This is a genomic window from Streptomyces sp. NPDC051563, assembly GCF_044454225.1.
Classification (GTDB): domain Bacteria; phylum Actinomycetota; class Actinomycetes; order Streptomycetales; family Streptomycetaceae; genus Streptomyces.
This window is the reverse complement of record NZ_JBITDL010000035.1, coordinates 73,292-99,818: the sequence shown is the minus strand read 5'-3', so window position 1 is coordinate 99,818 and position 26,527 is coordinate 73,292. Positions and strand designations below refer to the sequence as shown.

The following is a 26,527-nucleotide window of genomic DNA, read 5'->3' as shown; positions in this document are numbered from 1 at the left end:
TCCGGGCTTCGTTCTGTTCTGTTCTTGCGTTTCAGACTCTATCAGAGTCTGTCTCGCTTGTTTCCCGCCTTCCAGGTCATCCGCTTTCGCGTTTTTCCTTTCCGGCGAGTTCGACTCTATCAGATCCTTTCGGGCCTGACTCCCAGTCAACGGGTTTTGTCGTTCGGGCTGTTGGGCCCTTGCGACGAGTGAGACAGTAGCGGATTCCTTGCCCCCGAACCTAATCGGCGACTGCGTCCGTGGACGCGGATTCCTCATTCGCAAATACGCATGAAAACGGGACGACAAAGTGAGTCGTTCGTTCGAATGTGTAGTGCGGGATGGCTGTCCGGGGACCGACCGGGGTCGGCGCTCACTTCGGACAACTCGAAGAACCTTACGGATCCGGGACAGGTGTGTCAACCCCGGGCCGGACCGCCTCGCGGGGCGGGCAAACCTGACGCTCTCCTCACCCCTCAGGGTCTAGCCTCTCTCCCATGACTACGCGTGCGCTCATGCTCGACCTTCGTTGGTGGGCCGCCTGACGGCGGCCGACCAACCACGCGAGCACGCACGCGCTCGACGGCCGCCGATCACGGCGGCCGTTTCTGTTTCTCCCCTCCCGGGAGTGGCTCGGTCGCCCGACGCGGTGGCGTCGATGCCCACACCGACACGAGCAGGGAGCAGGGACATGACGAGGATCTTCAGCGGGGTCAAGCCGACGGGGCATCTGACGCTGGGCAACTACCTGGGGGCCGTACGGCAGTGGGTCGCGGCCGAGCAGGAGCCCGACGAGGCGCTGTTCTGCGTGGTCGATCTGCACGCCCTGACCGTCGAGCACGATCCGGCCCGGGTGCGGCGGCTCAGCCGGCAGGCGGCGACCCTGTTGCTCGCGGCCGGGCTGACCCCCGAGAAGTGCACGCTGTTCGTGCAGAGCCACGTGGACGAGCACGCCCGGCTCTCCTACCTGCTGGAGTGCACGGCTTCGGACGGGGAGCTGCGCCGGATGGTGCAGTACAAGGAGAAGTCGGCGAAGGCCCAGGCCTCGGGGGACGGGGTGCGGCTGTCGCTGCTCACCTATCCCGTGCTCATGGCCGCCGATATCTTGGCCTACCGGACCGGTGAGGTGCCCGTCGGGGAGGATCAGCGGCAGCACGTGGAGCTGACCCGGGATCTGGCGGTGCGGTTCAACCAGCGGTACGGGTACACCTTCACCGTGCCCAAGGCCACGCATCCGGTGGTGGCGGCGCGGGTCATGGACCTGCAGGACCCGCGGTCGAAGATGGGGAAGTCGGGGGACGCGGGGCCCGGGGTGGTGTTCATCCTCGACGAGCCCGAGGCGGTGCGGAAGAAGGTGATGCGGGCCGTCACCGACAGCGGGGACGGCGGGGTGGTCTACGACCCGGACGCGCGGCCCGGGGTCGCGAACCTGCTGGACGTCCTCGCCGCCTGTACCGGGGGAGATCCGGCCGCGCTCGCCGACGAGTACACCGGGTACGGGGCGCTCAAGCGGGACGTGGCCGATGCCGTCGTGGAGCTGCTGCGGCCGGTCCGCGTGCGGCACGCGGAGCTGGCCGCCGATCCGGGGGCGGTGGAGGCGGTGCTGCGCGCGGGGGCCGGGCGGGCCCGGGCGATCGCGCGGCCCGTGGTCGACGCGGCGTACCGGGCCATCGGGCTGCTGGAGCCCTGAGGGGAGCGGGCCGGGCCGCTACGGGGCTGCGCGCGCAGCCCCGTAGCGGCCGGAGGACGTCAGCTGTTGCCGGAGGCCAGTTCGCGGCTGCGGTCGCGGGCCGCTTCGAGGGCGGCGATCAGGGCGGCCCGTACGCCGTGCTTCTCCAGCTCGACGATCGCGTTGATGGTGGTGCCGGCCGGGGAGGTGACGGCTTCGCGGAGCTTGACCGGGTGTTCGCCGCTGTCGCGGAGCATGACGGCGGCGCCGACGGCGGCCTGGACGATGAGGTCGTGGGCCTGGGCGCGCGGCAGTCCGAGGAGGATGCCCGCGTCGGTCATGGCCTCGACGAGGTAGTAGAAGTAGGCGGGGCCGGAGCCGGAGAGGGCGGTGGCCGCGTCCTGCTGGGATTCCGGGACGCGCAGGGTCTTGCCGACGCCGCCGAAGATCTCCTCGGTGTGCGCGAGGTGCGCGGCGGTGGCGTGGCTGCCGGCCGAGATGACGGACATGGCCTCGTCGACGAGCGCGGGGGTGTTCGTCATGACGCGGACGACGGGGGTGCCCTGGGCGAGGCGCTCCTCGAAGAAGGAGGTCGGGATGCCGGCCGCGCCGCTGATGACCAGTCGGTCCGCGGGGAGGTGGGGGGCGAGCTCTTCGAGGAGCTTGCCCATGTCCTGCGGCTTCACCGTCAGGATGAGCGTGTCGGCGCGCTTGGCGGCCTCGGCGTTGGTGACGGCCTCGACGCCGTAGCGGGAGCGGAGCTCCTCGGCGCGTTCCGGGCGGCGGGCGGTGACGAGGAGCTTGGAGGCGGGCCGGCCGCCGCGGATCATCCCGCTGAGCAGGGCCTCGCCGATCTTGCCGGTACCGAGGACTGCGACTGTCTGGGTCATGCCCGATTCACCTCGCCGAACTGTTCGTGCACGCATGCAGGGGTTGCGTCCTCATCCTTGCATTCGTGCGGGGAACGGTGACGGGCTGTCCGGACTGCGGTCAGGCCCGTTCTTCCGTCAGGGCGTGCGGCGGCGGAGGGTGGCGGCGCCGAGGGTGAGGACCAGGAGGGCGCATCCGGCGACGATGACGGCGTCGCGGACGAAGTCGGCGGTCATGTCGGTGTGGGTGAGGACCTGGTTCATGCCGTCGACGGCGTAGGACATGGGCAGGACGTTCGAGATGCCCGCGAGGACGGGCTGCATGGTGTCGCGGGCGGCGAAGAGTCCGCACAGCAGGAGTTGGGGGAAGATCACCGCCGGCATGAACTGGACGGCCTGGAACTCGGAGGCGGCGAAGGCGGAGACGAAGAGGCCGAGTGCGGTGCCGAGCAGGGCGTCGAGGAGGGCGACCAGCAGGAGCAGCCACGGGGAGCCGACGACGTCGAGGCCGAGGACCCAGAGGGCGACGCCGGTGGCGAGCAGGGACTGGACGACCGCCATGGCGCCGAAGGCGAGGGCGTAGCCGGCGATGAGGTCGCCCTTGCCGAGCGGCAGGGCGAGGAGGCGTTCGAGGGTGCCGGAGGTGCGTTCGCGCAGGGTCGCGATGGAGGTGATCAGGAACATCGTGATCAGCGGGAAGATCCCGAGGAGGGAGGCCCCGATGCCGTCGAAGGTCCGCGGGCTGCCGTCGAAGACGTAGCGGAGCAGGATCAGCATCAGGACGGGGACCAGCAGCATCAGCGCGATGGAGCGCGGGTCGTGGCGGAGCTGGCGCAGGACGCGGGCGGCGGTGGCGGTGGTGCGGGCGGTGCTCATCGGGTGCTCCCGTGGGGGGCTGCGGAGACTGCGGCGGCTTCGGCGTTGGCGGCGTCGACGAGGTGGAGGAAGCCCTCTTCGACGGTGTCGGTGCGGGTACGGGTGCGCAGGGCCTCGGGGGTGTCCTGGGCGAGGATGCGGCCCTCGCGCATGAGGAGGAGGTCGTGGCAGCGCTCGGCTTCGTCCATGACGTGGGAGGAGACGAGCAGGGTGGCGCCGCGGGTGGTGGTGATGTCGTGGAAGAGGTTCCACAGGTCGCGGCGCAGGACGGGGTCGAGGCCGACGGTCGGCTCGTCCAGGACGAGGAGCTCGGGGCTGCCGAGGAGGGCGACCGCGAGGGAGGCCCTGTTGCGCTGGCCGCCGGAGAGGTTTCCGGCGAGGGCGGTGGCGTGGGTGGTGAGGTCGACGTCGGCGATGGCCCGGGTGACGGTTTCGCGGCGGCGTTCGGCGGCGGCGCGGCCGGGGTCGAGGATCGCGGCGAAGTAGTCGAGGTTCTGCCGGACGGTGAGGTCGTCGTAGACGGAGGGCGCCTGGGTGACGTAGCCGATGCGGGAGCGCAGTGCGGGGTGGCCGGCGGGCCGGCCGAGTACGTCGAGGGTGCCGGTGACGTGGGCCTGGGTGCCGACGACGGCGCGCATCAGGGTGGACTTTCCGCAGCCGGAGGGGCCGAGGAGGCCGGTGATGCGGCCGCGGGGGACGTCGAAGGAGAGGCCGTCGAGGACGGTGCGGGGGATGCGGCCGGTGCCTCGGCGGACGGTGAGGCCGTCGGCGTGGACGGCGGCGGCCGCTTGGTTATTCATCATGTGATGAATAATGCTCCCGGCGGTGCCCCGGCGCAAGGCTGGGGTGGGTGCCGGGGCTACTTCTTGCGCTTGGGGCGCCGGGCGGCCGGGTTGCCCGTACGGGAGCTGCGGCGGCGGTCGAACTCGACCGAGGCGCGCTCGTACTCGGTGCGGCGCAGCTTCTCGCCGGGCGCCTCCACGAAGCAGCGCAGGAAGTACGCGATGAGGCTGCCGATGAAACCGATCGCCTTCAGGCCCTTCAGGGCCGTCTCGTCGGAGGACGGGGGCTGCCGGCGGCTGAAGGACTCCCAGGTCTTGACGAAGGCGATGGAACTGGCGATCGCGAAGAGGACGACGACCGAGATGCTGAGGAAGGCGCCGACGTTGCCGATCTCCAGGCCCTCGTAGGAGAACCGGAGCAGGAAGGCGCTGACGACGGCGAGGACCAGCGCGCCGGCGGCCACGCCGACGCGGCGCGCACCGTAGCCGCCGTCGTGGTTCACCCAGGTGGTCCCGAAGAACCGGATCGGCTCGGGCTCCGGCCCGGTGGGCACCGCGGGCTGCGCCGGGGGCGTGGGCTCGGAAGGGGCCGGCTCGGCAGGGGTCTGGTCTCGCTGGTCGTCGCTCACACCAGCGATTATCCCCCGCCGGGCAGGGAGGACCCGGGGTGTCTCACGGGCCGGGCCGGGTGGCGGACCCGGATGGGTGCGGGCGGGTGTCAGCCGCAGCGGCTGGTGACGTAGCCGTCGCTGCCGGTCTTCACGTACGCGTCGGAGATGAACTCGCCGTTGGCGATGTTGTCCCAGATGGTCGTGGTGCCGTACGGGCCGGTGACGTTCGTCCCCTCGCACTGGCAGCGGATGCCGACGGACGCACCGGCCGGGAGGACCCGGGTGACCGAGTAATTGGTGCCGGGGCCGCTGCGGACGTTCACCCGGTAGCCGGGCGCGACGGGGAACGTCGGGAATCCCGACCCCGAGGTGAGGCTCTGGACTTGGCTTGAATCGCTCTCGACGGACATGCGAAATGACCCCCCTGAGGTGTGTTGCCCTGCGCAACCCGCGCAGGGTAGCAGGACCTTGGGGATTCGCACGGGCCATCGACTAGGCTCCGGCGGGGGTGGTGAGCGGTGCGGTCAGCGCGGGCGGATTACGCGGGTTTTCCGGAGTACGCCGGGCAGTACCGGCTTGAGTCCGTGCTCGGTTCCGGCGGCATGGGCGTCGTCCACCTGGCCACCTCCGAGTCGGGGCTGAAACTCGCCGTCAAGATCGTGCATCCGCAGCACGCCGTGGACCCGGAGTTCCGGGCCCGGTTCCGGCAGGAGGTCGCGGCCGCGCGACGGGTGAGCGGAGCGTTCACCGCACCCGTCGTGGACGCCGACCCCGATGCCGAACGGCCGTGGATGGCCACGCTGTTCATCGACGCCCCGACGCTCTCCGAGCGGGTACGGGACCAGGTGCTGGAGCCCCGGGAGCTGGCGCGGCTCGCCGCCGGACTCGCCGAGGCCCTGCGGGACATCCACCGGGCGGGGGTCGTGCACCGGGACCTGAAGCCCAGCAACGTGCTGATGGACCCCGGCGGGGTGCGGGTCATCGACTTCGGGATCTCGCGGCCGGCCGACAGCGATCTGCGCACCGAGACGGGCAAGCTGATCGGGACCCCGCCGTTCATGGCGCCGGAGCAGTTCCAGCGGCCGCGCGAGGTGGGGACCGCCGCGGACGTGTTCGCGCTGGGCGCGGTGCTCGTGTACGCGGCGACCGGGCGGGGTCCCTTCGACTCCGACAGCCACTACCTCGTGGCCTACCAGGTGGTGCACAGCGAGCCCGACCTGACCGGTCTGCCGCAGCGGCTCGCGCCGCTGGTCGCCCAGTGCCTGGCCAAGGATCCCGCGGAGCGGCCGAGCGCGGACGCGCTGATCGTGGCGCTGCGGGCGGTGGCGTACCCGACGGACCAGGACACGCAGGCCTTCATCCCGCAGCCGCGCCGGCCGGCGCCCGACGAGGAGGCCACGCACCGGCGGGAGCGGATCGTGCCCCCGGCCCCCCGGGGCGGGCGGCGGACCCGGGTGGCCGTCTCGGCGGGGCTCGGACTGCTGCTGGCAGCGGGGTCCGTCGGCGGCTACCTCTGGTCCGGGTACGAGCCGGGGTCCGGGTACGGCGGCAAGGGGGCGAAGGCGAGCTCCGCCCCGCCGCCGCCCACGGCCGGACGGCCCCTGCCGTGGTCCGTGCGGCTCGGGGAACGGGGCGCCGCATGCGCCTGGCAGGCGCCGGCCCTGTACTGCTCGGGGCCCGGCACGGCCCTGGCACGGCTCGACCCGGCGAGCGGCACCTCGCTGTGGACCGTACCGGCAGCGGCGCCCGGCGCCCCGACGGCGAGCAGCAGCGCACCCGTCTTCGGGGCCGGGGTCGTGTTCGTGGTGGCGCAGGGCAGCGAGATCCTCCAGGCCCGGGACACCGCGACCGGGGCCGAGCGCTGGAGACGCAACGTCCCCGGAGGCGCACGCGTCGTGTCCGTCGCGGCGAGCGTCCTGATCGCCGCGACGGACGGCACGCTCACCGCGCTGGACGCGGCGACCGGGTCGGCACGCTGGACGAAGCCGCTCGGCGGACCGGGTTCGCTCTGGTGGGGCGGACCGGAGGGACCCGGCGGGGCCGTGCTGTATGGGGCCACGCCGAAGGCCGACGGCAAGTCGACGCAGCTTTCGGCCGTGGACCCGGCGAGCGGGACGGTGCGGTGGCAGGCCCGGGCGGCCGGAGCGCTGCGGCCGGTCGGAGTCGCGGGCGGCGGCATGTACCTGCTGGACAGCGATGCGGCGGGCAGGACGGAGGCGGTCGTACGGGTCGACCTGGGCACGCGTGCGGTGACCCGGGTACGGCTGGCGACGCCGCTCTACGACGCCCAGGCAGCGGTGGGGCCGGACGGAGTGGTCTACGTCTTCGGCGCCCCCGGTGGGCTGGCGGCCGTGGGCGCGACCCGGGAGGACTGGCGGATCGAGACGGGCCTGGCCAGCGCCTCCCGGCCGGTGTTCGCCGACGGGCGGGTCTTCCTGACCGCGCCGGACGGGCGGTTGCTGGCATTCGGCGCCGACGGGAAACCGGCGGGCCAGACCAGGCCCCGCATGGGCGGCGGGAAGGACACCTTCGCGGCGAGCCTGCCCGCGCCCGTCGTCGGGGACGGGCGGGTGTACGCGTCGGCGCCCGACGGGAGCGTGTTCGCCGTGGCGGCGGGTGATCCCGCGGGGTGGTGAGGGCGGCGGAACACCGGAGCCGGCCGAGATGCCGGGGATTCCGGGGCCGCCGGGGCCGCCGGGGCCGCCGAAAGACACGGACGGCCCCGTCCGAGGGTGTCGGACGGGGCCAGGACCGGGGCCTGCGGGTAGCGGGTCAGCGCTCCAGGAGGCTGACGTCGCGGACCGCGCCCTTGTCGGCGCTGGTGGCCATCGCCGCGTAGGCGCGCAGCGCCGCGGAGACCTTGCGCTCGCGGTTCTTCGGGGCGTAGACGCCGCCCAGGGCCTCGTGGCGGGCGGCCAGCGTGGCCTCGTCGACCAGGAGCTCGATGGAACGGTTGGGGATGTCGATGCGGATGCGGTCGCCGTCCTCCACGACCGCGATGGAGCCGCCCGAGGCCGCCTCCGGGGAGGCGTGGCCGATGGACAGGCCCGAGGTGCCGCCGGAGAAGCGGCCGTCCGTGACCAGGGCGCAGACCTTGCCGAGGCCGCGGCCCTTGAGGAAGGACGTCGGGTAGAGCATCTCCTGCATGCCGGGACCGCCGCGCGGGCCCTCGTAGCGGATGACGACCACGTCGCCCGCCTTGATCTCCTTGCGGAGGATCTTGTCGACGGCCTCGTCCTGCGATTCGCAGACCACGGCCGGGCCCTCGAAGGTCCAGATGGACTCGTCGACGCCGGCGGTCTTCACGACGCAGCCGTCGACCGCGATGTTGCCGCGCAGGACGGCGAGGCCGCCGTCCTTGGAGTAGGCGTGCTGGACGGAACGGATGCAGCCGCCCTCGGCGTCGAGGTCGAGGGTGTCCCAGCGCTCGGACTGGGAGAAGGCGGAGGCGGAACGCTGGCAGCCGGGGCCCGCGTGCCACAGCTCCACGACCTCGTCCGGAGCCGTGCCGGAGCGGACGTCCCACTTGGCGAGCCACTCCTCCAGGTTCGCGGAGTGGACCGAGGTGACGTCCTTGTTGAGGAGTCCGCCGCGGTGCAGCTCGCCCAGGAGGGCGGGGATGCCGCCGGCGCGGTGGATGTCCTCCATGTAGTACGTGCCGCCGGGCGCCACGTTCGGCGCGACCTTGGCGAGGCACGGGACCCGGCGGGAGACCTCGTCGATGTCCGTGAGGTCGTACTTCAGACCGGCTTCCTGCGCGGCGGCGAGGAGGTGCAGGATCGTGTTCGTGGAGCCGCCCATGGCGATGTCGAGGGCCATGGCGTTCTCGAAGGCCTGGCGGGTCGCGATGTTGCGGGGCAGGACCGACTCGTCGTCCTGCTCGTAGTAGCGCTTGGTGATCTCGACGATCGTGCGGCCGGCGTCCTCGTACAGGGCGCGGCGGGCGGTGTGCGTCGCGAGGACCGAGCCGTTGCCGGGGAGGGCCAGGCCGATGGCCTCGGCGAGGCAGTTCATCGAGTTGGCGGTGAACATGCCGGAACAGCTGCCGCAGGTGGGACAGGCGTTCTCTTCGATGCGCAGGACGTCTTCGTCGGAGACGCTGTCGTTCGAGGCGTCCACCATGGCGTCGATCAGGTCGAGCTTGCGGACGGTGCCGTCGACGAGGGTGGCCTGACCGGCCTCCATCGGGCCGCCGGAGACGAAGACCACCGGGATGTTGAGGCGCATGGCGGCCATCAGCATGCCGGGGGTGATCTTGTCGCAGTTGGAGATGCAGATCAGCGCGTCGGCGCAGTGCGCCTCGACCATGTACTCGACCGAGTCCGCGATCAGGTCGCGGGAGGGCAGGGAGTACAGCATGCCGCCGTGGCCCATGGCGATGCCGTCGTCGACCGCGATGGTGTTGAACTCGCGGGGGACGGCGCCGGCGGCCAGGATCGCGTCGGAGACGATGCGGCCGACCGGGGCCAGGTGGGTGTGGCCGGGGACGAACTCCGTGAAGGAGTTGGCGACCGCGATGATCGGCTTCCCGATGTCCGCGCTCGCTACGCCCGAGGCGCGCATCAGGGCACGTGCGCCTGCCATGTTGCGGCCGTGGGTGACGGTGCGGGACCTCAGCTCGGGCATCGGATCTCTCCCCATGTGTGCGGTGACGCGAACGTCTGCCGCGACTGTGGATATGGCTCGGTTACGAGGCTACGCCCCCTGCCCGGGATCCGGACGCGCTGTCCGGATCCCGGGACGGGGGGCTCAGCAATTGGTCATTCCTCGGTGAGGTAGCGCTGGAGGGTGGGGGCCACCAGCGCGATGATCGTCTCCGGGTCCGCGGACGCGAGGGGCTCGACCTGGACCACGTAGCGCAGGATGGCGATGCCGACCATGTGGGAGGCGGCGAGCTCCGCGCGGAAGGTCGGGTCGGGGACGTTGAGGTCGGCGGCGATCCGCTCCAGCAGCCGGTGCAGGATCAGCCGGCGCAGCACCTTCGCGGCGGCCTCGTGGGTGAGGGCCGAGCGGATCACGGCGAGCAGCGGGGTCCGGGTGACCGGGTTCTCCCAGACGCCGAGGAAATAGCGGGCCAGGCGCTCGCCGATGCCGTCGGGACCCGCACCGATGATCGCGGGCAGGACCAGGGCGGGCTCCATGCTCAGCTCGATCGCGCCGGCGAACAGCTCGTCCTTGCTGCCGAAGTAGTGGTGCACCAGGGCCGGGTCCACGCCTGCGGCCTTGGCGATCCCGCGGACGGAGGTCTTGTCGTAGCCGCGCGCGGCGAACTCGGAGCGGGCCGCCAGGCGGATGCGCTCCTGGGTGCCGGGGCCGTCGTCCGCCTCGTCCTGGCGGGGGCGGCCCGGGCCGCGGCGGGGCCTGGCCGGCTTCGCGGGGGCGGAGCCGTCGGGGTCCGGCAGGGGCTCGGTCATGGGTGCGGGGTCCTCGGTGCCGGGCCGGGGGCGGCCGCGAGGTGGAGCCGGGTGAAGGCCAGGGCCTCGGCGAGGTCGGCCTCGCGCTCGGCGGAGGACATCGCGCGGCGGGTGTTGACCTCGATGACCACGTGCCCGTCGAAGGAAGTGGCGGCGAGCCGCTCCAGCAGCTCGGCGCAGGGCTGGCTGCCGCGGCCGGGGACCAGGTGCTCGTCCTTCGCGGAACCGTTTCCGTCGGCGAGGTGGATGTGGGCGAGGCGGTCGCCCATCCGGTCGATCATCGCGGTGGCGTCGGTGCGGGCGGTCGCGGTGTGCGAGAGGTCGACCGTGAAGTGGCGGTAGTCGTCCTTGGTGACGTCCCACTCGGGCGCGTAGGCGAGCATCTCGCGGTCGCGGTAGCGCCAGGGGTACATGTTCTCGACGGCGAAGCGGACGTCGGTCTCGTCCGCCATCCGCCAGATGCCGGTCACGAAGTCGCGGGAGTACTGACGCTGCCAGCGGAACGGCGGATGCACGACCACCGTGCTCGCGCCGAGCTTCTCGGCCGCCGCCTGGGCGCGCTGGAGTTTGGTCCAGGGGTCGGTGGACCACACGCGCTGCGTGATGAGGAGGCAGGGGGCGTGGATGGCCAGGATCGGCACCTGGTGGTGGTCGGAGAGGCGGCGCAGCGCGTCGACGTCCTGGCTGACCGGGTCCGTCCAGACCATCACCTCGACGCCGTCGTAGCCGAGGCGTGCGGCGATCTCGAAGGCGGTCGCCGTGGACTCCGGGTAGACGGAGGCGGTGGAGAGGGCGACTTTCGCGGTCGGGATCCGGACTGGTTTTGCCACGGGGACAGGGTATCGGGGTCCCCGCGGCCCGGAACCCGCCCCACGTTCACCCACCACACCCCCCGCCGGCGCTCGAGGCGCACCCCACCGAGCCGCGGCTCAGACGCCGACCGGCGTGGACCTCCCCAGGTGGTCCAGCCGGCGGAGGATGACGCCTTCGCGGAGGGCCCAGGGGCAGATCTCCAGGGACTCGACGCCGAGGAGGTCCATCGCGCCCTCCGCGACCAGCGCACCCGCGAGCAGCTGGTTCGAGCGCCCCTCGGAGACCCCCGGGAGGGCGGACCGCTGGGCGGTGGTCATCGACGCCAGTCGCGGGACCCATTCCTCCAGGGACTTCCGGGTCAGGTCCCGCTGGATGTACAGGCCGTCCGCGGAGCGGGCCGCACCCGCGATCCGGGCGAGCTGCTTGAAGGTCTTCGACGTGGCCACCACCCGGTCCGGCGCCCCGAAGCGGCTGAACTCCCCGACCGTGCGGGCGATCTGCGCCCGCACGTGCCGCCGCAGCGCCCGCACGTCCGCCTGGTCCGGCGGATCGCCCGGGAGCCAGCCCGCCGTCAGGCGCCCCGCGCCCAGCGGGAGCGAGACCGCCGCGTCCGGGTCCTCGTCGATGCCGTACGCGATCTCCAGCGAGCCCCCGCCGATGTCGAGGAGCAGCAGCTTGCCCGCGGACCAGCCGAACCAGCGGCGTGCCGCGAGGAACGTCAGGCGGGCCTCGTCGTCGCCGCTGAGGACGGGCAGGTCCACGCCGGTCTCGGCCTTGACACGGGCCAGGACCTCGTCCGCGTTCGTGGCCTCCCGTACGGCGCTCGTCGCGAAGGGGAGTACGTCCTCGCACCCCTTGTCCTCGGCGGCCTGCACCGCGTCCCGGATGACGGAAACCAGCCGCTCGACGCCCTCGGGCGTCACCGCGCCGTGTTCGTCGAGCAGCTCCGCCAGCCGCAGTTCCACCTTGTGCGAGTGCGCGGGCAGCGGGCGCGCACCGGGGTGCGCGTCCACCACCAGCAGATGGATCGTGTTCGAACCCACATCAAGGACACCGAGTCTCATGGGGGGAAACGCTACTGGTCCAAAGGCGTAGGGGTGGAGTAAGGGGCGCTTAGGCTGGGGTTTGTGCCAAATACGAAGAAGGCCAACAAGCCCAAGACCAAGGCCGCCAAGGCCGATAAGGCCGGCAAGCCCGCCAAGGGAGCCAAGGCCGCCGCGGCGGACGAGAAGGGGCTCGACTTCCCGCGGGCCTGGGTGGAGTTCCCCGACCCCGCCGACGAGGAGCAGGTCTTCCGCTGCGACCTGACCTGGCTCACTTCCCGCTGGACCTGCATCTTCGGCAGTGGCTGCCAGGGCATTCAGGCGGGCCGCGCGGACGACGGCTGCTGCACGCTCGGTGCGCACTTCTCCGACGAGGACGACGAGAAGCGGGTCGCCGAGAACGTGGCGCGGCTGACGCCGGAGCTGTGGCAGTTCCACGACGTCGGCAGCGAGACCGGCTGGACGCAGCACGACGACGACGGGGAGAAGCAGACCCGCCGCTGGGACGGCGCCTGCATCTTCCTGAACCGGCCCGGTTTCCCGGCGGGGGCCGGCTGTTCCCTGCACATCCTGGCGGTGCGCGGCGGCCAGGAGCCGCTGGAGACCAAGCCGGACGTGTGCTGGCAGCTTCCGGTCCGGCGGACCTACGAGTGGATCGACCGGCCCGACGACACCCGCGTGCTGCAGGTGTCGATCGGCGAGTACGACCGGCGGGGCTGGGGTCCGGGCGGCCACGACCTGCACTGGTGGTGCACCTCGGCCACGTCGGCGCACGGCGCCGGCAAGCCCGTCTACGAGTCGTACCGCCCCGAGCTGACGGAGCTGATGGGCAAGGAGGCGTACGAGGAGCTCGTACGGCTCTGCGAGGCGCGGCTCTCCTCGCTGCTGCCGATGGCCCCGCACCCGGCCGATCCCGCACCCGGCCCCGTGGCGTAGCCCGGACGGGCCCTACGGGGCCGGCGCCGGAGTCGGCCCCGGCGTGGCTCCGTCCGAGGGGCTCGGGGTCGGCGTCGGGGTCGGGGTGGGACTGGGCTCCAGGGTCGGCGTCGGAGTCGGGGTCGGCGTCGGGGTGGGCTCCAGGGTCGGCGTCGGAGTCGGCGTGGGATCCGGGCCGGGCGGAGTGGGTGCCGGGCGGCCCCGGCCCCGGATGGAGATCACCGCGCCGCCCGGGTCCACCCCGACCCGGGCGCTCCAGGCCCCTACGGGCTGGGCCGCGGAGTCCACGGTGATCCGCAGGGTGACCGATTCTCCTGGCGCCAGCCGGCCCGAGGTCGTACTGGCGCGCAGCCACGGGGCGTCGGACCACAGCCGCCAGTCGACCGGGGCTCCGCCCGAGGCGGTGAGGGTGAGCAGGGTGGTCGCCCCGTGGGTGGAGGCGGTCGCGGTCAGCCGGCCCGGGGCGTCGGGGGCGCCGGGCGCGGAGCTCGGCGGGGCGCCGCTGCTGATGACCTCCACGGAGACGTCGGGGGCCGCGTCGGACGGGGCGAAGTCGGGGCCGTCGGTGGTGACGGCGGCGTTGCCCGCGTTCTCGTAGGCCGTCAGCGGGCGGCCTTCGGTACGGGCCTGCGGGAGCTCCGCGTCGCTCGCCGAGATGCGCGTGGTGCCGTTGCCCACGGGTTCCCCGGTGCTCGGGGCGCCCCGGTAGGCGGCCCACAGCGCCAGCACCGGGGCGGCGACGACGGTGGCGACGACCGTGGTGGTCACGGCGCGGGTGCGCAGCCGGTCGCGGCGGGCCGCGCGGTCCTTGGGGTCCATCGGGAAGCCGGTGCGGTCGAAGCGCGGGCCGGTCCCGGTGCCCCGGCGGCCGCCCGAGCGGAGCATCGCCGCGTGGACGGCGGTGCGCGGGGCAGGGACCAGGGGGAGGGCGGCGGTGTTGATGCCGCCCGAGCCGGGCCAGGGCCCTGCGGCGCCCACCCGTTCGGCGACGCGGCGGCAGCGCGGGCAGTCGTCGACGTGGCGGACGAGTTCGGCGCGCAGGGAGGAGGAGAGGAGCAGGTTCCCGTCTCCCCCGCCGTCCCCGTCGTCGCCGGTGAGCCGGGACACGCTCGGGCAGTTGCCCGTCTCCACGACGGCGAGGGCGGCCCGGGTGCGCTCCACCTCGCAGGCGGCGCCGGTGAGCAGCTCGCGGGCGGCGGCCGGGGGTGTGCCGAGGACGGCGGCGAGTTCGGGGACTCCGAGGCGGTGGCGGACGGCGAGTTCGAGGGCCTCGCGCTGCTCGGGGGTGGTCCCGGCGGCCTCGGGCCAGGCGAGGCGGGCGAGCTCGGTGCGGCGGTAGGCGTACACGTCCAGACCACCGTGGCTGCCGTGGCCGGCGTGGCTGCCCTGGCCGCCGTGGCCGTCGCCGTGGCCGTCGGGGCTGCCGTGGGCGTCGGGACCGCCGGATCCGTCGCGTCCCCCGCGTCCACGTCCGTCGGGTCCGGCCGCCGCGGCGTTCGCCGCCGCGTTCGCGTCGGCGCTCGCCGTCGCGGGATTCGGCGCACGGCCTGCGTCGGTGTGCTCCGGTGCACGCCGGGCGGAATGCGCTCCCCCGTACCCGTGGCGCGTGCGCCGCCGTTCGGCGAGCCTGCGCAGGCAGGCCCAGCGGGCGAGGGCGTACAGCCAGGCCCGCCGGTCCCCCTCGTCGGGGCAGCGGCCGGGATGGCGGTCGGCCACGGCGAGGACGTCGCCGAGCACGTCGGTGGCGGTGTCGTGGTCGCACAGGACCGAGAGGCAGTACGTGAACAGCCCGTCCAGGTAGGGCTCGTACCGGAACGGTGGCGGCTGCTCCACCCTGGTCGCCTCGGGGGGCGTGCGCCCGTGCGCCCGGTGTGCGCCGGTGCGCGGAGCGGGGTGTCCCTGGTTGCTGCTGGTCACTTGGCGACCGTAGGCGGCGCGCCGGTGGCGCTCCGGAAGCCTTCACCAGTTTTAGCCCTTACGGGTGAACAGATCGGCGCCATGCTGACGGCATCCCTGACGGTGCACGCCACGGCGTGTACGCCGGGCTGTCGGTGGCGGCGGCTACGGTGGGCCGCATGGCTGCCCGTACATCTCGTTCATCCGCCAAGGACCGGCCGTCCTACCGTTGTACCGAGTGCGGGTACTCCACCGCCAAGTGGCTGGGCCGGTGCCCCGAGTGCCAGGCCTGGGGCACCGTCGAGGAGCTCGGCGGCGCCCCCGCCGTGCGGACCACCGCGGCCGGCCGGGTCACCACGGCGGCCGTGCCCATCGGGCAGGTCGACGTCCGGACGGCGACCGCGCGCAGCACCGGCGTGGACGAGCTGGACCGGGTACTGGGCGGCGGGCTGATCCCCGGGGCGGTGGTCCTGCTCGCGGGCGAGCCGGGCGTGGGCAAGTCGACGCTGCTGCTCGACGTCGCGGCGAAGGCGGCCTCCGACGAACACCGCACCCTGTACGTCACCGGCGAGGAGTCGGCGAGCCAGGTACGGCTGCGGGCCGAGCGGATCGGCGCGCTCAGCGACCACCTCTACCTCGCCGCCGAGACCGATCTGTCGGCCGTGCTCGGGCACCTGGACGCCGTGAAGCCCGCGCTGCTGATCATGGACTCCGTACAGACGGTCGCCTCCCCCGAGATCGACGGCGCACCCGGCGGCATGGCGCAGGTCCGGGAAGTTGCCGGGGCGCTGATCCGGGCCTCCAAGGAGCGCGGGATGTCCACGCTGCTCGTCGGTCACGTCACCAAGGACGGGGCGATCGCCGGTCCCCGCCTGCTGGAGCACCTCGTCGACGTGGTGCTGAGCTTCGAGGGCGACCGGCACGCGCGGCTGCGCCTCGTGCGCGGAGTGAAGAACCGGTACGGCGCCACGGACGAGGTCGGCTGCTTCGAGCTGCACGACGAGGGCATCACCGGCCTCGCCGACCCGAGCGGGCTGTTCCTGACCCGCCGCACCGAGGCCGTCCCCGGCACCTGCCTGACGGTGACCCTGGAGGGCAAGCGGCCCCTGGTCGCCGAGGTGCAGGCGCTGACGGTGGACTCGCAGATCCCCTCGCCGCGCCGCACCACCTCCGGGCTGGAGACCTCGCGCGTCTCGATGATGCTGGCGGTGCTGGAGCAGCGCGGGCGGATCACGGCCCTGGGCAAGCGGGACATCTACACCGCGACCGTGGGCGGGGTGAAGCTGACCGAGCCCGCCGCCGACCTGGCCGTCGCGCTGGCGCTGGCCTCGGCCGCCAGCGACGTACCGCTCCCGAAGAACCTGGTCGCCATCGGGGAGGTCGGCCTCGCCGGCGAGGTCCGGCGCGTGACGGGCGTGCAGCGAAGGCTCGCGGAGGCGTTCCGGCTGGGCTTCACGCACGCGCTGGTGCCGGTGGATCCGGGCAAGGTGCCCGCGGGCATGAAGGTGACCGAGGTCGCCGACATGGGCGACGCCCTGCGGGTCCTGCCGCGCGGGCGGTCTCGTACGCCGGCGCGGGACGCCAAGGAAGCCGCCGCGGGCCAGTAGCCCTCCGCAGGGGCCCGGTCCGGCCCTCCGCAGCAGGTCAGCGGCCCCGGACCGGAGGCTCCGCGGCCCGGCCCGGCCAAGGCACGGCGGGGGCCGGGGCCGCGCCGGTAGACTTCGGGATGGTCCGCCCGGCCGTACGCAGGCGGTACATCCCGCGACCGGAGGAGTGCAGTGGCAGCCAAGGACGGGGCAGCAGCATCCGGGAAGTCGGGCGCGAGCTCCAGGCAGGAGGCCATGATGCGCGCCTCGCTGAGCGCGGTCGCACCTGGTCAGCCCCTGCGTGACGGGCTCGAACGGATCGTTCGCGGCAACACCGGAGGGCTCATCGTCCTCGGCATGGACAAGTCGGTCGAAGCCATGTGCACGGGCGGTTTCGTCCTCGACGTGGAGTTCACCGCGACCCGGCTGCGCGAGCTGTGCAAGCTCGACGGCGCGCTGATCCTGGACAAGGACATCACCAAGATCCTGCGGGCGGGCGTCCAGCTGGTGCCCGACGCGTCGATCCACACGGAGGAGACCGGCACCCGGCACCGGACCGCGGACCGGGTCTCGAAGCAGTGCGGTTTCCCGGTGGTGTCGGTCTCGCAGTCGATGCGGCTGATCGCGCTGTACGTGGACGGCGAGCGGCGCGTGCTGGAGGAGTCCGGGGCGATCCTGTCGCGGGCGAACCAGGCGCTGGCCACGCTGGAGCGGTACAAACTCCGGCTGGACGAGGTCGCCGGGACGCTGTCCGCGCTGGAGATCGAGGACCTGGTGACGGTCCGCGACGTCACGGCGGTGGCGCAGCGGCTGGAGATGGTGCGGCGCATCGCGACGGAGATCGCGGAGTACGTGGTGGAGCTCGGCACGGACGGCCGGCTGCTCTCCCTCCAGCTCGACGAGCTGACGGTCGGCATCGAGCAGGAGCGGGAGCTCGTCATCCGGGACTACGTGCCGGAGCCGACGGCGAAGCGTTCCCGCACGGTGGACGAGGCGCTGCCCGCGCTGGACGCGCTGACGCATCCGGAGCTGCTGGAGCTGGCGATCGTGGCGAAGGCCCTGGGGTACACCGGCTCGCCGGAGACCCTGGACTCGGCGGTGTCCCCGCGCGGGTACCGGCTGCTGGCGAAGGTGCCGCGGCTGCCCGGGGCGATCATCGAGCGGCTGGTGGAGCACTTCGGCGGTCTGCAGAAGCTGCTCGCCGCCTCGGTGGACGACCTCCAGACGGTCGACGGCGTCGGCGAGGCGCGTGCGCGCAGCGTGCGCGAGGGGCTCTCGCGGCTGGCGGAGTCCTCCATCCTGGAGCGGTACGTCTAGCCTGCGGCTCCGCTCCGCGGGTGCGGCTGAGCGCCGCTCCCGGGGCGCCGCCCCGGACCCCGCTCCTCAAACACCGGAGGGGCTGGTTTTGCCCTGCGGGCAAACCAGCCCCTCCGGGGACGCTTACTCCGACTTCAGCACGAACGACGTCCGTGCCACCGGCATGCCGGGGGACTTGACCTCGACCACGTAGGTGTCGGCCGCCGCCACCCCCGCCGGAGGCGTCTGGCACTGGGTGGCCTCGCTGAAGTGGCGGTCCCATTCCAGGGCTTGCTTGGTCTCGCCCTGCGAGGGCACCCGGTAGAACACGTTGCCCGCGCCCGCCGGGCAGTCCGCCGAGGACCAGACCGGCTTGGCGTTGCTCGCCTGGGTGATCGTCAGGACGGCCTGCTTCGGGCCGAGATCGACCTTGCAGGTGGTGCCCGAGACGTTGCGCGCGATGAGTTCGAGGCGCGGCTTCTCGCTCGTCTCGTACTCGTTCTTCACGCTCTTGACCTCCCACTGCAGCGCACCGGGCGCGCACGTGGGCACCGGCGAGTCCGCCGGGACGACCTGGCCCGCGCCGGGGCCGCCGGAGCCTTCCGTCCCGCCCTGGCCGGCCGTTCCGGTACCGGAGCCCGGTTCGCCGTTCTTGCCCGTGCCGGGGCTCGCGCCGGGGTCGGAGCCCGTGCCGGTGCCGGTGCCCGCCGCGGAGCCGCCGGAGCCGCCTCCGGAGCCCGATACGCCGCGCCCGCCCGGGGCCTGACTGATCGCCGGACCGGATCCCGAGGGTCCGGGGGTGATTTGGGTGACGGGACCGGAGCCGCCCTGGCCCTTGCCGTTGGTACTCGACTTGCCCGCACCGGAACTGACGGTCCATACGGCGAGCATCGCGAGGAGCGCGGCGACGGACGCCAGCACGGCCCTCCGTCGCCAGTAGATGGAGGAGGGGAGCGGCCCGACCGGATTGCGCAGAGATCCCACGAACGGAACCTTACGAGAGTTCGGGGCGCGATCAGTGCCCACATGCCGCGCAGACGACTTGTTTTGCCGATGATCATCCTGCGGGGTGATCCAGGGCACCCGAAACGGGCCCGGAGACCGGTCCGGAGACCGGTCCGGGGACCGATACTCATCCGGAGACTGATCAGGACGTTATTCCGATTTAGGTACCTTCAGTCACCATGGACAGCTCCGGCCTCTACCTCGACGTCACCGACTTCGCCCGCTCGACCCCCGGCTGGGTGCAGTCGGCGCTCGAGATCTGGACCGAGTACGGGCTGTTCGTCTTCGGCGCCCTCTTCATAGCCGTGTGGTGGCGCTCGCGCGGCGACCGCGACCCCCGCACGGTGGCCCTCGCGGTGCTCGCCCCCTTCGTCACCGCCCTGGCCTACGTCGCCTCCGAGCTGGTGAAGTCCAGCGTCGACGAGGAGCGCCCCTGCCGGGCCGTGGCCGGGGCGGCGGCCTCGCTGATCACGTGCCCGGCCACCGGCGACTGGTCCTTCCCCAGCAATCACTCCACCATCGCGGGGGCCGCGGCGGTGGCCCTGGCCCTGGTGGTGCGCAGGCTCGTCCTGCTGACCCTGCCGCTGGCCCTGCTGATGGCCTTCTCCCGCGTCTTCGTCGGCGTCCACTATCCGCACGACGTGGCCATGGGCCTGCTGCTCGGCGCGAGCCTCGCCGTGCTCGCCGTCCTCGCCCTCGCCGGGCCCGCGACCAGGGTCGTCGCCGCCGTGCGGGCGAGCGGTGGCCGCGCCGCCGTGCTGATCACCGGGCCGGACCCGGCCCGCTGAGACCCGTACGGGTCGCGCCGCCGCGGACCGGCACGAGGCCCCCGGGCCCGAAACGTGCCAGGATGCCGTCTGCCATGACTGCAACCACTCCCACCACCGCGCTGCACTCCCCCGTCATCGCGTGGTTCGAAGCACACGCCCGCGACCTGCCCTGGCGCCGCCCCGAGGCCGGCCCCTGGGGGGTGATGGTCAGCGAGTTCATGCTCCAGCAGACCCCCGTCAACCGGGTCCTGCCGGTCTACGAGCAGTGGCTCGCCCGCTGGCCCCGGCCCGCCGACCTCGCCGCCGACGCGCCGGGCGAGGCCGTACGCGCCTGGGGCCGCCTCGGTTATCCGCGCCGGGCCCTGCGCCTGCACGGCGCGGCCGTCGCGATAACGGAGCGCCACGGGGGCGACGTACCGCGCGAGCACGCCCAGTTGCTGGCCCTGCCCGGGATCGGCGAGTACACGGCGGCGGCCGTGGCCTCCTTCGCGTACGGGCAGCGGCACGCGGTCCTCGACACGAACGTGCGCCGGGTCTTCGCCCGCACCGCGACCGGGGTCGAGTACCCGCCGAACGCGACGACCGCCGCCGAGCGCCGCCTGGCGCGGGCCCTGCTGCCCGCGGACGAGGACACCGCGGCCCGCTGGGCCGCGGCCTCCATGGAGCTCGGGGCGCTGGTGTGCACGGCCAAGAACCCGGACTGCGGGAGCTGCCCGGTGGCCGGGCTGTGCGCGTGGCGGCTGGCCGGGAAGCCCGCGCACGAGGGACCGCCGCGGCGCGGGCAGACGTACGCGGGGACGGACCGGCAGGTGCGCGGCAGGCTCCTCGCGGTCCTGCGCGAGGCGGTCGGCGCCGTGCCGCAGTCCCTCCTCGACACCGTCTGGGAGGAGCCCGTCCAGCGGGCCCGGGCGCTCGACGGGCTGGTCTCGGACGGGCTCGTGGAACCGCTGCCGGGCCTCATGTACCGGCTGCCGGCCGGCCCCGCGAAGTCCGGTCCCGAGGCTGCTCCCGACCGCACCCCCGACCGCCCTCCGGGCCGCTCCCCCGAAGCCTCCTGAGGCTGACTCAGGGATTCCGCTTGTCCGCGGAAACCGCAGCTCACGGGCGCTGTTACACAACCTATGGGTGTCCGTGCGTCCACCGAAGGCTGACCCGCACAGGGCCGTGACAACGCCTCCGTACCGTCGAATCCGCAAGGCAGCGGATGTAGCGGTTGGTCGGAACGGAGGCGGTCTGAGATGGCGCACGGCGAGGTACTCGAATTCGAAGAGTACGTACGCACCCGGCAGGACGCGCTGCTGCGCAGTGCCCGTCGCCTGGTTCCGGACCCGACCGACGCACAGGACCTCCTGCAGACCGCGCTCGTGCGCACCTACGGCCGCTGGGACGGGATCGCCGACAAGTCCCTCGCCGACGCCTACCTGCGCCGTGTCATGATCAACACCCGCACCGAATGGTGGCGGGCCCGCAAGCTCGAAGAGGTTCCCACCGAGCAGCTCCCCGACGCCTCCGTCGAAGACGGCTCGGACCAGCGCGCCGACCGCGCCCTGCTCATGGACATCCTCAAGGTGCTCGCGCCCAAGCAGCGCAGTGTGGTGGTGCTGCGACACTGGGAGCAGATGAGCACCGAGGAGACGGCAGCGGCGCTCGGCATGTCGGCGGGAACCGTGAAGAGCACTCTGCACCGCGCCTTGGCCCGGCTCCGGCAGGAGCTGGAGAGCCGGGACCTGGACATGCGGGCGCTGGAGCGCGGTGACCACACCATCCGGTACGAGGGGCGTGAGCGGTGCGCGGCCTGATTGGCCAAAGACTGAGCGGCAGGAGCTCGGTGGTACTGATGTCGGCGGGGACGGTCGTCCTCGTCGGCACCGTGCTGTTCGCCGTCGGCTGCTCGACGGGGGGCACGGGGCTGCGGGACGGCGGCCCGGCCCGTACCGAGTCGGTGGCCAAGACCGGAGTCGCCTCCACCGTGCCCTCGGAGCACGACGCGGGCAGCGCCTCCCCGGTGGTACCGCAGGCCTCCGGCAAGCCGGCGCCCAAGGTCGACCCGATCGCCCTGATCAAGGCGGACCCCAAGATCAGCGCGGACGTCAAGCGGGACCTGAAGCCCTGTACGGGCAAGGAGTACCCGGTGGACGTCAGCTACGGGAAGGTCACCGGCGGCCCGGAGGTCGACATCGTGGTCAACGTCCTGTCCTGCGCCGACGCGCTGGGCCGCGGTTCGTTCGTGTACCGCGCGGACGGGGCCGGGTACGAGAATGTCTTCTCGGACGAGCAGCCGCCCGTCTACGCCGAGATCGACCGGGGCGACCTGGTCGTCACCAAGCCGGTCTACGGGAAGAGCGACGCGCTCTCCTACCCCTCCGGCGAGGACCTGATCACCTACCGCTGGAACGGTGAGCGGTTCACCGAGCAGGACCGGGTGCACACCGACTACAGCAACGTGGTCGACGGCGGGACGGTCCCCGCCCCGGCCGTCAGCCCCAAGAGCTGACCGTACGAAGAACCGAGCAACGAGTACCGAGGCGAGGCGAGGCTCCCGATGGCCGAGACACACGTGCTGTTCGTGGAGGACGACGACGTCATCCGTGAGGCCACGACCCTGGCGCTGGAACGCGACGGGTTCGTGGTCACGGCCATGCCCGACGGGCTGTCCGGCCTGGAGTCCTTCCGGGCGGACCGGCCCGACATCGCACTGCTCGACGTGATGGTGCCCGGCATGGACGGGGTGAGCCTGTGCCGCCGCATCCGCGACGAGTCCACCGTTCCCGTCATCATGCTGTCCGCGCGCGCCGACTCCATCGACGTGGTCCTGGGCCTGGAGGCGGGCGCCGACGACTACGTCACCAAGCCCTTCGACGGCTCCGTCCTCGTCGCCCGCATCCGCGCCGTGCTCCGCCGCTTCGGCCACGCGGGCGGTCCGCAGGGAGGCGTCACCGAGGAGGACGACTCCGGCGAACGCGGGGTGCTGCTCTTCGGCGACCTGGAGGTCGACACCGAGGGCATGGAGGTGCGCAAGGCCGGCGCCTCGGTGGCCCTGACCCCCACCGAGATGCGGCTGCTGCTGGAGTTCTCCACTTCCCCCGGCACCGTCCTCTCGCGCGACCGGCTGCTGGAGCGGGTCTGGGACTACGACTGGGGCGGCGACACCCGCGTCGTGGACGTCCACGTCCAGCGGCTGCGCACCAAGATCGGGCAGGACCGGATCGAGACGGTCCGGGGATTCGGATACAAGCTCAAGGCCTGATGCCTTGAGGGAACGAGCACGGGGGACGAGCGCGGGATGAACGACGAGCCCGGGAACGAAACGGGAATGAAGGCTGCATGAAGCGGTTCACCCTGCGGACCGGGATCCGCTGGAAGATCACGCTCGCCATCGCGTCCGTGGGCGCGCTGACCGCCATCGCACTGAGCCTGGTGGTCCACAGTGCTGCCCGCGTATCGATGCTGGAAAGCGCGCGCGAGGTGCAGCTCGACCGGGTGCAGTTCATCTCCCGCAACGCCGAGGCGGGCCGCAAGCCCCCCATGGGCGCCAAGCTCAACGACCCGGACCTGCCCGGTGAGCTGCGCGAGAAGGCCCGGTCCGGGCGGCGCGGCACCTACATCCAGGACAACCCGCGCGGTCTGCCCGAGGTGTGGGCGGCCGTACCGCTCGGCAACGGGCAGGTGCTGTCGCTGCACACGCAGTTCCGGGAGAGCGCCAACATGGTGCGCGACCTGGACCGGGCCCTCGTCATCGGCTCCGTGGCCGTGGTGGTCGGCGGATCGGCGCTCGGCGTGCTGATCGGCGGCCAGATCTCGCGCCGGCTGCGCAAGGCCGCGGCCGCCGCGCAGCGCGTGGCGCACGGGGACCCCGAGGTACGGGTGCGGGACGCGGTCGGGGGCGTCGTACGCGACGAGACCGACGACCTCGCGCGGGCCGTCGACGCGATGGCGGACGCGCTCCAGCAGCGGCTGGAAGCCGAGCGGCGGGTCACCGCCGACATCGCGCACGAACTGCGCACCCCGGTGACGGGCCTGCTCACGGCCGCGGAACTGCTGCCCCCGGGCCGGCCGACCGAGCTCGTACGGGACCGCGCGCAGGCGCTGCGCGCGCTGGTCGAGGACGTGCTGGAGGTGGCCCGGCTGGACAGCGCGTCCGAGCGGGCGGAGCTCCAGGAGGTGGCGCTGGGCGAGTTCGTGCACCGCCGGGTCCGCTCGCTGATGCCGGAGGCGAGCGTACGGATCGTCGCGGACGAGATCGTCAGCACCGATCCGCGCCGCCTGGAGCGGATCCTCGGCAACCTGCTCGCCAATGCCGCGCGGTACGGGCGGGCGCCGGTCCAGGTCGACGTCGAAGGCCGGGTCGTACGGGTCCGGGACCACGGGCCGGGCTTCCCCGAGGCCCTGCTCCGCGAGGGCCCGAGCCGCTTCCGGACCGGGTCCACGGACCGGGCCGGGGTCGGACACGGGCTGGGGCTGACCATCGCCGAGGGGCAGGCGCGGGTGCTGGGCGCCCGGCTGACCTTCCGCAACGTGGCGGCCCCCGGCGGCTTCGTCCAGGGCGGCTCGGCGGCCGGGGCGGTGGCGGTGCTGTGGCTGCCGGAGCACGCGCCGACGGCGACGGGGAGCTTCCCGGTCCTGCGCGGGGAGGGCTGAGACGGTCCGGGCGGAGGCCGCCCGGACCCGGCCGGTGCTGGCCGGTCCCGCCCGGTCCGGCCCGGTATCGGTGTCGCATCGCGGCCATCGGCTGTTCGATTGCGGACGCCGATGTTTTAGCATCCGAACCATGACTGACGGTACGGAGCACCCGCACAGCCCCCAGCCCGAGCCGGCCCCGGAGAGCGGCGGCTACGGGTTCCCGCCGGGTATACCCGCGCCGGGCGGCTACGGGTTCCCGCCCGGCCGTCCCGACCCGAACGCCCCGTACGACCGGCACGCGCCCGACGACGGCTACGGCTACCCGCAGGACTCGCCCGACCGGACCGCGTCGGGCGAGGGCCAGGGATACGGCTACCCGCAGCAGGGCGGCGGCTACGGCTACCCGCAGCAGGGCGGCGGCTACGGCTACCCGCCGGGTCCGCCCGCGCCCGGCACCTTCGGCCCCCCGATGCCGTTCCCCGGGGAGCCCGGCCCGGCCGGACCGCCCGGCCCCGGCCAGGACCTGCCGGCCGCGCCCTTCGGCGAGCAGCCGGACTGGGAGGCGATGGCCGACCGGTCGACGCGCGAGCGGCGCAAGAAGCGGCTGTGGATGGTGGGCGGCGCGGTGACCGTGCTCCTGCTGCTCGCCGGCGGCGGAGCGTTCGTCCTGCTGAAGAACGACGAGCCGGGCGGCGGCGGCAAGAACGACGTCGCCGACAACGCGCCCTCCACGTCCCCGTCCGCGTCCGGATCCCCCGACCCCGGCGCGTCCCCCTCGAAGTCCTACTCCCCCACCGTCGCGAGCGACCCCTCCCTGCTCCGCGACACCGTCGGCAAGACCAACGTGCGCATGGGCCCCGAGGCCACGGTGCCCCAGGTGGGCGCGCGCCACGAGCTCACCCTCAAGGGCACCCCGACCTCGTACGCCCAGGCCACCGAGGCGGCCGTGGACACGACCAAGAGCTTCTCCCTCTCGGCGCGCGTCAGGAACACCTCGCCGGCGAAGGGTGCGCACATCGTCCTGAGCCAGGGCAGCGGGGCGACGTTCTCGTTCGAGCTGGGCTCCGACACGGTGAACAACAAGCAGGCCTGGGTGTTCCGCGTACGGACCAACGCGCAGGGCGCCGCTCCCACGATGGTGACCGTGGCCGCCGAGGGGGCCAAGACGGTCAAGGTCTGGACCGTGCTGACGGCCGTCCACGACGCCGAGAAGAAGATGATCTACCTCTACGTGGAGGGCAAGAAGGTCGGCGAAGCCGCGGTCCCGGGGATCTGGCAGGGCTCGGGCCCCTTGCAACTGGGCCGGGCCCGCCACCAGGACGCGTGGGCCGGCGCCTGGACGGGCTCCATGAACTACATCCGGTTCTACGGGTCGGCCTTCACCCCCGAGCAGGCCACCGCCTACCGCAAGGGCGAGCTGGACGCCGGCGCCCGCGCCACCGGCACCCACGCCTGGGTGACGGGCTGACGGGCTGACTGGCTGACGGGTCTGTGGCAGGTCGGACGGCCACAGACCGGACGGCCACAGGTCAGACGGTGACGCCGACCGACCGCAGGAAGGACACCGGGTTCACGGCCGAGCCGTAGTTCGGGGTGGTCCGGATCTCGAAGTGGAGGTGCGGGCCGCTGGAGTTGCCGGTGTTGCCGGAGAGGGCGATCCGCGCGCCCTTGGAGACCTTCTGGCCGATCTTGACCTGGATCTTCGAGAGGTGCGCGTACTGGGAGTACGTGTTGTTCGCGTGCTTGATCACGATGGCGTTGCCGTAGGCCGGGCCGTCGCCGCCGCCGTTGGGGCCGGCCTTGACCACGGTGCCCGCGGACACGGCGTCCACCGGGGTGCCGACCGGGACGGCGAAGTCCTGGCCGGAGTGCTTGTGCGACCACATGGTGCCGCCCTTGCCGAAGGTCGCGGAGAGCGTGTACTTCGACACCGGCTTCTCCCACAGGGCGGCCTGCGCCTTGAGGGCCGCGGTCTGGGCGGCGGCCTGCTCGGCGACGAGCTGGACCGTGCCGGTCAGCTCGGCCTGGGGCACCTCGTCGGCGAACGCGGCGGTCGTCCCGGCCCCGAGAGCCAGGGCCGCGCCGAGGGCGGTGGCGCCGATGGCGATACGGGTACGACGGGTGCTGACGCGCTTCGCGGACATGAAGGAACCTCCGGGCCGGGGACGGGGATGGTGTTGCGGGTGTTGCGTGTGTTGCGGGTGTTGCGTGTGTTGCGGGTACTGCGGGTGCTTCGGGCAAGAAAGGACCCGGCACGCTGAGCGGGTGCCGGGCTTGCTTGCCCATCCTTGGTAACCCGCGCACCCCGGCTTCCCCAAACCTCCGCGTTACTACCCGGGCTCGTAGATACAGAGGGGGCTGT

24 protein-coding genes are annotated in these 26,527 nt (G+C 73.0%); 12 read left to right on the top strand and 12 right to left on the bottom strand.

Going from position 1 to position 26,527, the window contains the following annotated elements:
• Window positions 1-670: 670 nt before the first annotated feature.
• Window positions 671-1,669: a tryptophan--tRNA ligase gene (gene trpS / locus ACIA8F_RS32820; RefSeq protein WP_399384298.1), complete on the top strand. Its 999-nt coding sequence runs from the start codon at window positions 671-673 to the stop codon at window positions 1,667-1,669.
• 59 nt (window positions 1,670-1,728) lie between these two features.
• Here the strand turns inward: trpS and proC are convergent, their stop codons facing one another.
• From proC to ACIA8F_RS32795, 5 genes are all read right to left on the bottom strand, one after another.
• Window positions 1,729-2,538 carry a pyrroline-5-carboxylate reductase gene (gene proC, locus ACIA8F_RS32815; protein WP_399384296.1) on the bottom strand — a complete coding sequence of 270 codons (810 nt, stop codon included), beginning with the start codon at window positions 2,536-2,538 and terminating at the stop codon, window positions 1,729-1,731.
• A 117-nt stretch (window positions 2,539-2,655) separates the two neighbouring features.
• Window positions 2,656-3,393, bottom strand: a complete 738-nt coding sequence (locus ACIA8F_RS32810; protein ID WP_399384294.1) for an ABC transporter permease — start codon at window positions 3,391-3,393, stop codon at window positions 2,656-2,658.
• A complete protein-coding gene (locus tag ACIA8F_RS32805; RefSeq protein ID WP_399384293.1) occupies window positions 3,390-4,196 on the bottom strand; it encodes an ABC transporter ATP-binding protein in 807 nt (268 codons plus the stop codon). Before ACIA8F_RS32805 ends, ACIA8F_RS32810 begins: the two co-directional genes overlap by 4 nt.
• A gap of 56 nt (window positions 4,197-4,252) precedes the next feature.
• A complete protein-coding gene (locus tag ACIA8F_RS32800) occupies window positions 4,253-4,804 on the bottom strand; it encodes a hypothetical protein (RefSeq protein ID WP_399384291.1) in 552 nt (183 codons plus the stop codon).
• Window positions 4,805-4,893: 89 nt separating this feature from the next.
• Entirely contained in the window at window positions 4,894-5,196 is a 303-nt protein-coding gene (locus ACIA8F_RS32795; RefSeq protein ID WP_399384290.1) for a peptidase, read from the bottom strand.
• A 108-nt stretch (window positions 5,197-5,304) separates the two neighbouring features.
• Here ACIA8F_RS32795 and ACIA8F_RS32790 point away from each other — a divergent pair, with 108 nt between their 5' ends.
• Window positions 5,305-7,422, top strand: a complete 2,118-nt coding sequence (locus ACIA8F_RS32790) for a protein kinase (RefSeq protein WP_399384288.1) — start codon at window positions 5,305-5,307, stop codon at window positions 7,420-7,422.
• A gap of 136 nt (window positions 7,423-7,558) precedes the next feature.
• Here ACIA8F_RS32790 and ilvD read toward each other — a convergent pair whose 3' ends face one another.
• From ilvD to ACIA8F_RS32770, 4 genes are all read right to left on the bottom strand, one after another.
• Complete coding sequence (gene ilvD / locus ACIA8F_RS32785) at window positions 7,559-9,412, bottom strand: dihydroxy-acid dehydratase (protein WP_399384287.1); 1,854 nt, start codon at window positions 9,410-9,412, stop codon at window positions 7,559-7,561.
• Between the two features lie 134 nt (window positions 9,413-9,546).
• Window positions 9,547-10,200 carry a TetR family transcriptional regulator gene (locus ACIA8F_RS32780; RefSeq protein WP_399384285.1) on the bottom strand — a complete coding sequence of 218 codons (654 nt, stop codon included), beginning with the start codon at window positions 10,198-10,200 and terminating at the stop codon, window positions 9,547-9,549.
• The gene (locus ACIA8F_RS32775; protein ID WP_399384283.1) at window positions 10,197-11,030 is read right to left on the bottom strand and encodes a sugar phosphate isomerase/epimerase family protein; all 834 of its coding nucleotides are present in this window, start codon (window positions 11,028-11,030) and stop codon (window positions 10,197-10,199) included. Before ACIA8F_RS32775 ends, ACIA8F_RS32780 begins: the two co-directional genes overlap by 4 nt.
• Before the next feature lie 99 nt (window positions 11,031-11,129).
• Window positions 11,130-12,077: a Ppx/GppA family phosphatase gene (locus tag ACIA8F_RS32770; protein WP_399384282.1), complete on the bottom strand. Its 948-nt coding sequence runs from the start codon at window positions 12,075-12,077 to the stop codon at window positions 11,130-11,132.
• Between the two features lie 63 nt (window positions 12,078-12,140).
• Between ACIA8F_RS32770 and ACIA8F_RS32765 the strand changes: the two genes are divergently transcribed.
• Window positions 12,141-12,992: a hypothetical protein gene (locus ACIA8F_RS32765; RefSeq protein WP_399384280.1), complete on the top strand. Its 852-nt coding sequence runs from the start codon at window positions 12,141-12,143 to the stop codon at window positions 12,990-12,992.
• Window positions 12,993-13,004: 12 nt separating this feature from the next.
• On the opposite strand, the gene ACIA8F_RS32760 is transcribed toward ACIA8F_RS32765, so the two are convergent.
• Window positions 13,005-14,909 carry a hypothetical protein gene (locus ACIA8F_RS32760; protein WP_399384278.1) on the bottom strand — a complete coding sequence of 635 codons (1,905 nt, stop codon included), beginning with the start codon at window positions 14,907-14,909 and terminating at the stop codon, window positions 13,005-13,007.
• A gap of 158 nt (window positions 14,910-15,067) precedes the next feature.
• Here ACIA8F_RS32760 and radA point away from each other — a divergent pair, with 158 nt between their 5' ends.
• Both radA and disA read left to right on the top strand, forming a co-directional pair.
• A complete protein-coding gene (radA, locus tag ACIA8F_RS32755) occupies window positions 15,068-16,495 on the top strand; it encodes a DNA repair protein RadA (RefSeq protein WP_399384276.1) in 1,428 nt (475 codons plus the stop codon).
• A gap of 171 nt (window positions 16,496-16,666) precedes the next feature.
• Entirely contained in the window at window positions 16,667-17,791 is a 1,125-nt protein-coding gene (disA, locus tag ACIA8F_RS32750; protein WP_399384274.1) for a DNA integrity scanning diadenylate cyclase DisA, read from the top strand.
• A gap of 123 nt (window positions 17,792-17,914) precedes the next feature.
• Here the strand turns inward: disA and ACIA8F_RS32745 are convergent, their stop codons facing one another.
• Window positions 17,915-18,754: a hypothetical protein gene (locus tag ACIA8F_RS32745; protein WP_399384272.1), complete on the bottom strand. Its 840-nt coding sequence runs from the start codon at window positions 18,752-18,754 to the stop codon at window positions 17,915-17,917.
• Between the two features lie 200 nt (window positions 18,755-18,954).
• Between ACIA8F_RS32745 and ACIA8F_RS32740 the strand changes: the two genes are divergently transcribed.
• The 7 genes from ACIA8F_RS32740 (at window position 18,955) to ACIA8F_RS32710 (ending at window position 25,633) form a co-directional block, all read left to right on the top strand.
• On the top strand, window positions 18,955-19,563 hold the full coding sequence (locus ACIA8F_RS32740) for a phosphatase PAP2 family protein (protein ID WP_399384271.1): 609 nt from the start codon (window positions 18,955-18,957) through the stop codon (window positions 19,561-19,563).
• 74 nt (window positions 19,564-19,637) lie between these two features.
• Window positions 19,638-20,603 (top strand): A/G-specific adenine glycosylase, encoded by a 966-nt coding sequence (locus tag ACIA8F_RS32735; protein WP_399384269.1) that lies wholly within the window; start codon window positions 19,638-19,640, stop codon window positions 20,601-20,603.
• A 180-nt stretch (window positions 20,604-20,783) separates the two neighbouring features.
• A complete protein-coding gene (locus ACIA8F_RS32730; RefSeq protein ID WP_069920779.1) occupies window positions 20,784-21,344 on the top strand; it encodes a SigE family RNA polymerase sigma factor in 561 nt (186 codons plus the stop codon).
• 38 nt (window positions 21,345-21,382) lie between these two features.
• Window positions 21,383-22,039 carry a hypothetical protein gene (locus tag ACIA8F_RS32725; RefSeq protein ID WP_399384308.1) on the top strand — a complete coding sequence of 219 codons (657 nt, stop codon included), beginning with the start codon at window positions 21,383-21,385 and terminating at the stop codon, window positions 22,037-22,039.
• A 48-nt stretch (window positions 22,040-22,087) separates the two neighbouring features.
• On the top strand, window positions 22,088-22,792 hold the full coding sequence (gene cseB / locus ACIA8F_RS32720; RefSeq protein ID WP_399384267.1) for a two-component system response regulator CseB: 705 nt from the start codon (window positions 22,088-22,090) through the stop codon (window positions 22,790-22,792).
• Window positions 22,793-22,869: 77 nt separating this feature from the next.
• Window positions 22,870-24,183 carry a two-component system sensor histidine kinase CseC gene (cseC, locus tag ACIA8F_RS32715; protein WP_399384266.1) on the top strand — a complete coding sequence of 438 codons (1,314 nt, stop codon included), beginning with the start codon at window positions 22,870-22,872 and terminating at the stop codon, window positions 24,181-24,183.
• A gap of 130 nt (window positions 24,184-24,313) precedes the next feature.
• On the top strand, window positions 24,314-25,633 hold the full coding sequence (locus ACIA8F_RS32710; protein ID WP_399384265.1) for a LamG-like jellyroll fold domain-containing protein: 1,320 nt from the start codon (window positions 24,314-24,316) through the stop codon (window positions 25,631-25,633).
• Between the two features lie 61 nt (window positions 25,634-25,694).
• Here ACIA8F_RS32710 and ACIA8F_RS32705 read toward each other — a convergent pair whose 3' ends face one another.
• The gene (locus ACIA8F_RS32705) at window positions 25,695-26,309 is read right to left on the bottom strand and encodes a M23 family metallopeptidase (protein ID WP_399384263.1); all 615 of its coding nucleotides are present in this window, start codon (window positions 26,307-26,309) and stop codon (window positions 25,695-25,697) included.
• Between the last annotated feature and the right edge of the window lie 218 nt (window positions 26,310-26,527).

What these genes read in the sequence shown, in the direction of transcription:
- ACIA8F_RS32780 (WP_399384285.1), bottom strand. Translation starts at nt 10,200, where the DNA reads ATGACCGAGCCCCTGCCGGACCCCGACGGCTCCGCCCCCGCGAAGCCG.
- ACIA8F_RS32810 (WP_399384294.1), bottom strand. Translation starts at nt 3,393, where the DNA reads ATGAGCACCGCCCGCACCACCGCCACCGCCGCCCGCGTCCTGCGCCAG.
- cseB (WP_399384267.1), top strand. Translation starts at nt 22,088, where the DNA reads ATGGCCGAGACACACGTGCTGTTCGTGGAGGACGACGACGTCATCCGT.
- ilvD (WP_399384287.1), bottom strand. Translation starts at nt 9,412, where the DNA reads ATGCCCGAGCTGAGGTCCCGCACCGTCACCCACGGCCGCAACATGGCA.
- ACIA8F_RS32770 (WP_399384282.1), bottom strand. Translation starts at nt 12,077, where the DNA reads ATGAGACTCGGTGTCCTTGATGTGGGTTCGAACACGATCCATCTGCTG.
- ACIA8F_RS32705 (WP_399384263.1), bottom strand. Translation starts at nt 26,309, where the DNA reads ATGTCCGCGAAGCGCGTCAGCACCCGTCGTACCCGTATCGCCATCGGC.
- ACIA8F_RS32730 (WP_069920779.1), top strand. Translation starts at nt 20,784, where the DNA reads ATGGCGCACGGCGAGGTACTCGAATTCGAAGAGTACGTACGCACCCGG.
- cseC (WP_399384266.1), top strand. Translation starts at nt 22,870, where the DNA reads ATGAAGCGGTTCACCCTGCGGACCGGGATCCGCTGGAAGATCACGCTC.
- ACIA8F_RS32740 (WP_399384271.1), top strand. Translation starts at nt 18,955, where the DNA reads ATGGACAGCTCCGGCCTCTACCTCGACGTCACCGACTTCGCCCGCTCG.
- ACIA8F_RS32710 (WP_399384265.1), top strand. Translation starts at nt 24,314, where the DNA reads ATGACTGACGGTACGGAGCACCCGCACAGCCCCCAGCCCGAGCCGGCC.
- trpS (WP_399384298.1), top strand. Translation starts at nt 671, where the DNA reads ATGACGAGGATCTTCAGCGGGGTCAAGCCGACGGGGCATCTGACGCTG.
- radA (WP_399384276.1), top strand. Translation starts at nt 15,068, where the DNA reads ATGGCTGCCCGTACATCTCGTTCATCCGCCAAGGACCGGCCGTCCTAC.
- proC (WP_399384296.1), bottom strand. Translation starts at nt 2,538, where the DNA reads ATGACCCAGACAGTCGCAGTCCTCGGTACCGGCAAGATCGGCGAGGCC.
- ACIA8F_RS32735 (WP_399384269.1), top strand. Translation starts at nt 19,638, where the DNA reads ATGACTGCAACCACTCCCACCACCGCGCTGCACTCCCCCGTCATCGCG.
- ACIA8F_RS32725 (WP_399384308.1), top strand. Translation starts at nt 21,383, where the DNA reads ATGTCGGCGGGGACGGTCGTCCTCGTCGGCACCGTGCTGTTCGCCGTC.
- ACIA8F_RS32805 (WP_399384293.1), bottom strand. Translation starts at nt 4,196, where the DNA reads ATGATGAATAACCAAGCGGCCGCCGCCGTCCACGCCGACGGCCTCACC.
- ACIA8F_RS32795 (WP_399384290.1), bottom strand. Translation starts at nt 5,196, where the DNA reads ATGTCCGTCGAGAGCGATTCAAGCCAAGTCCAGAGCCTCACCTCGGGG.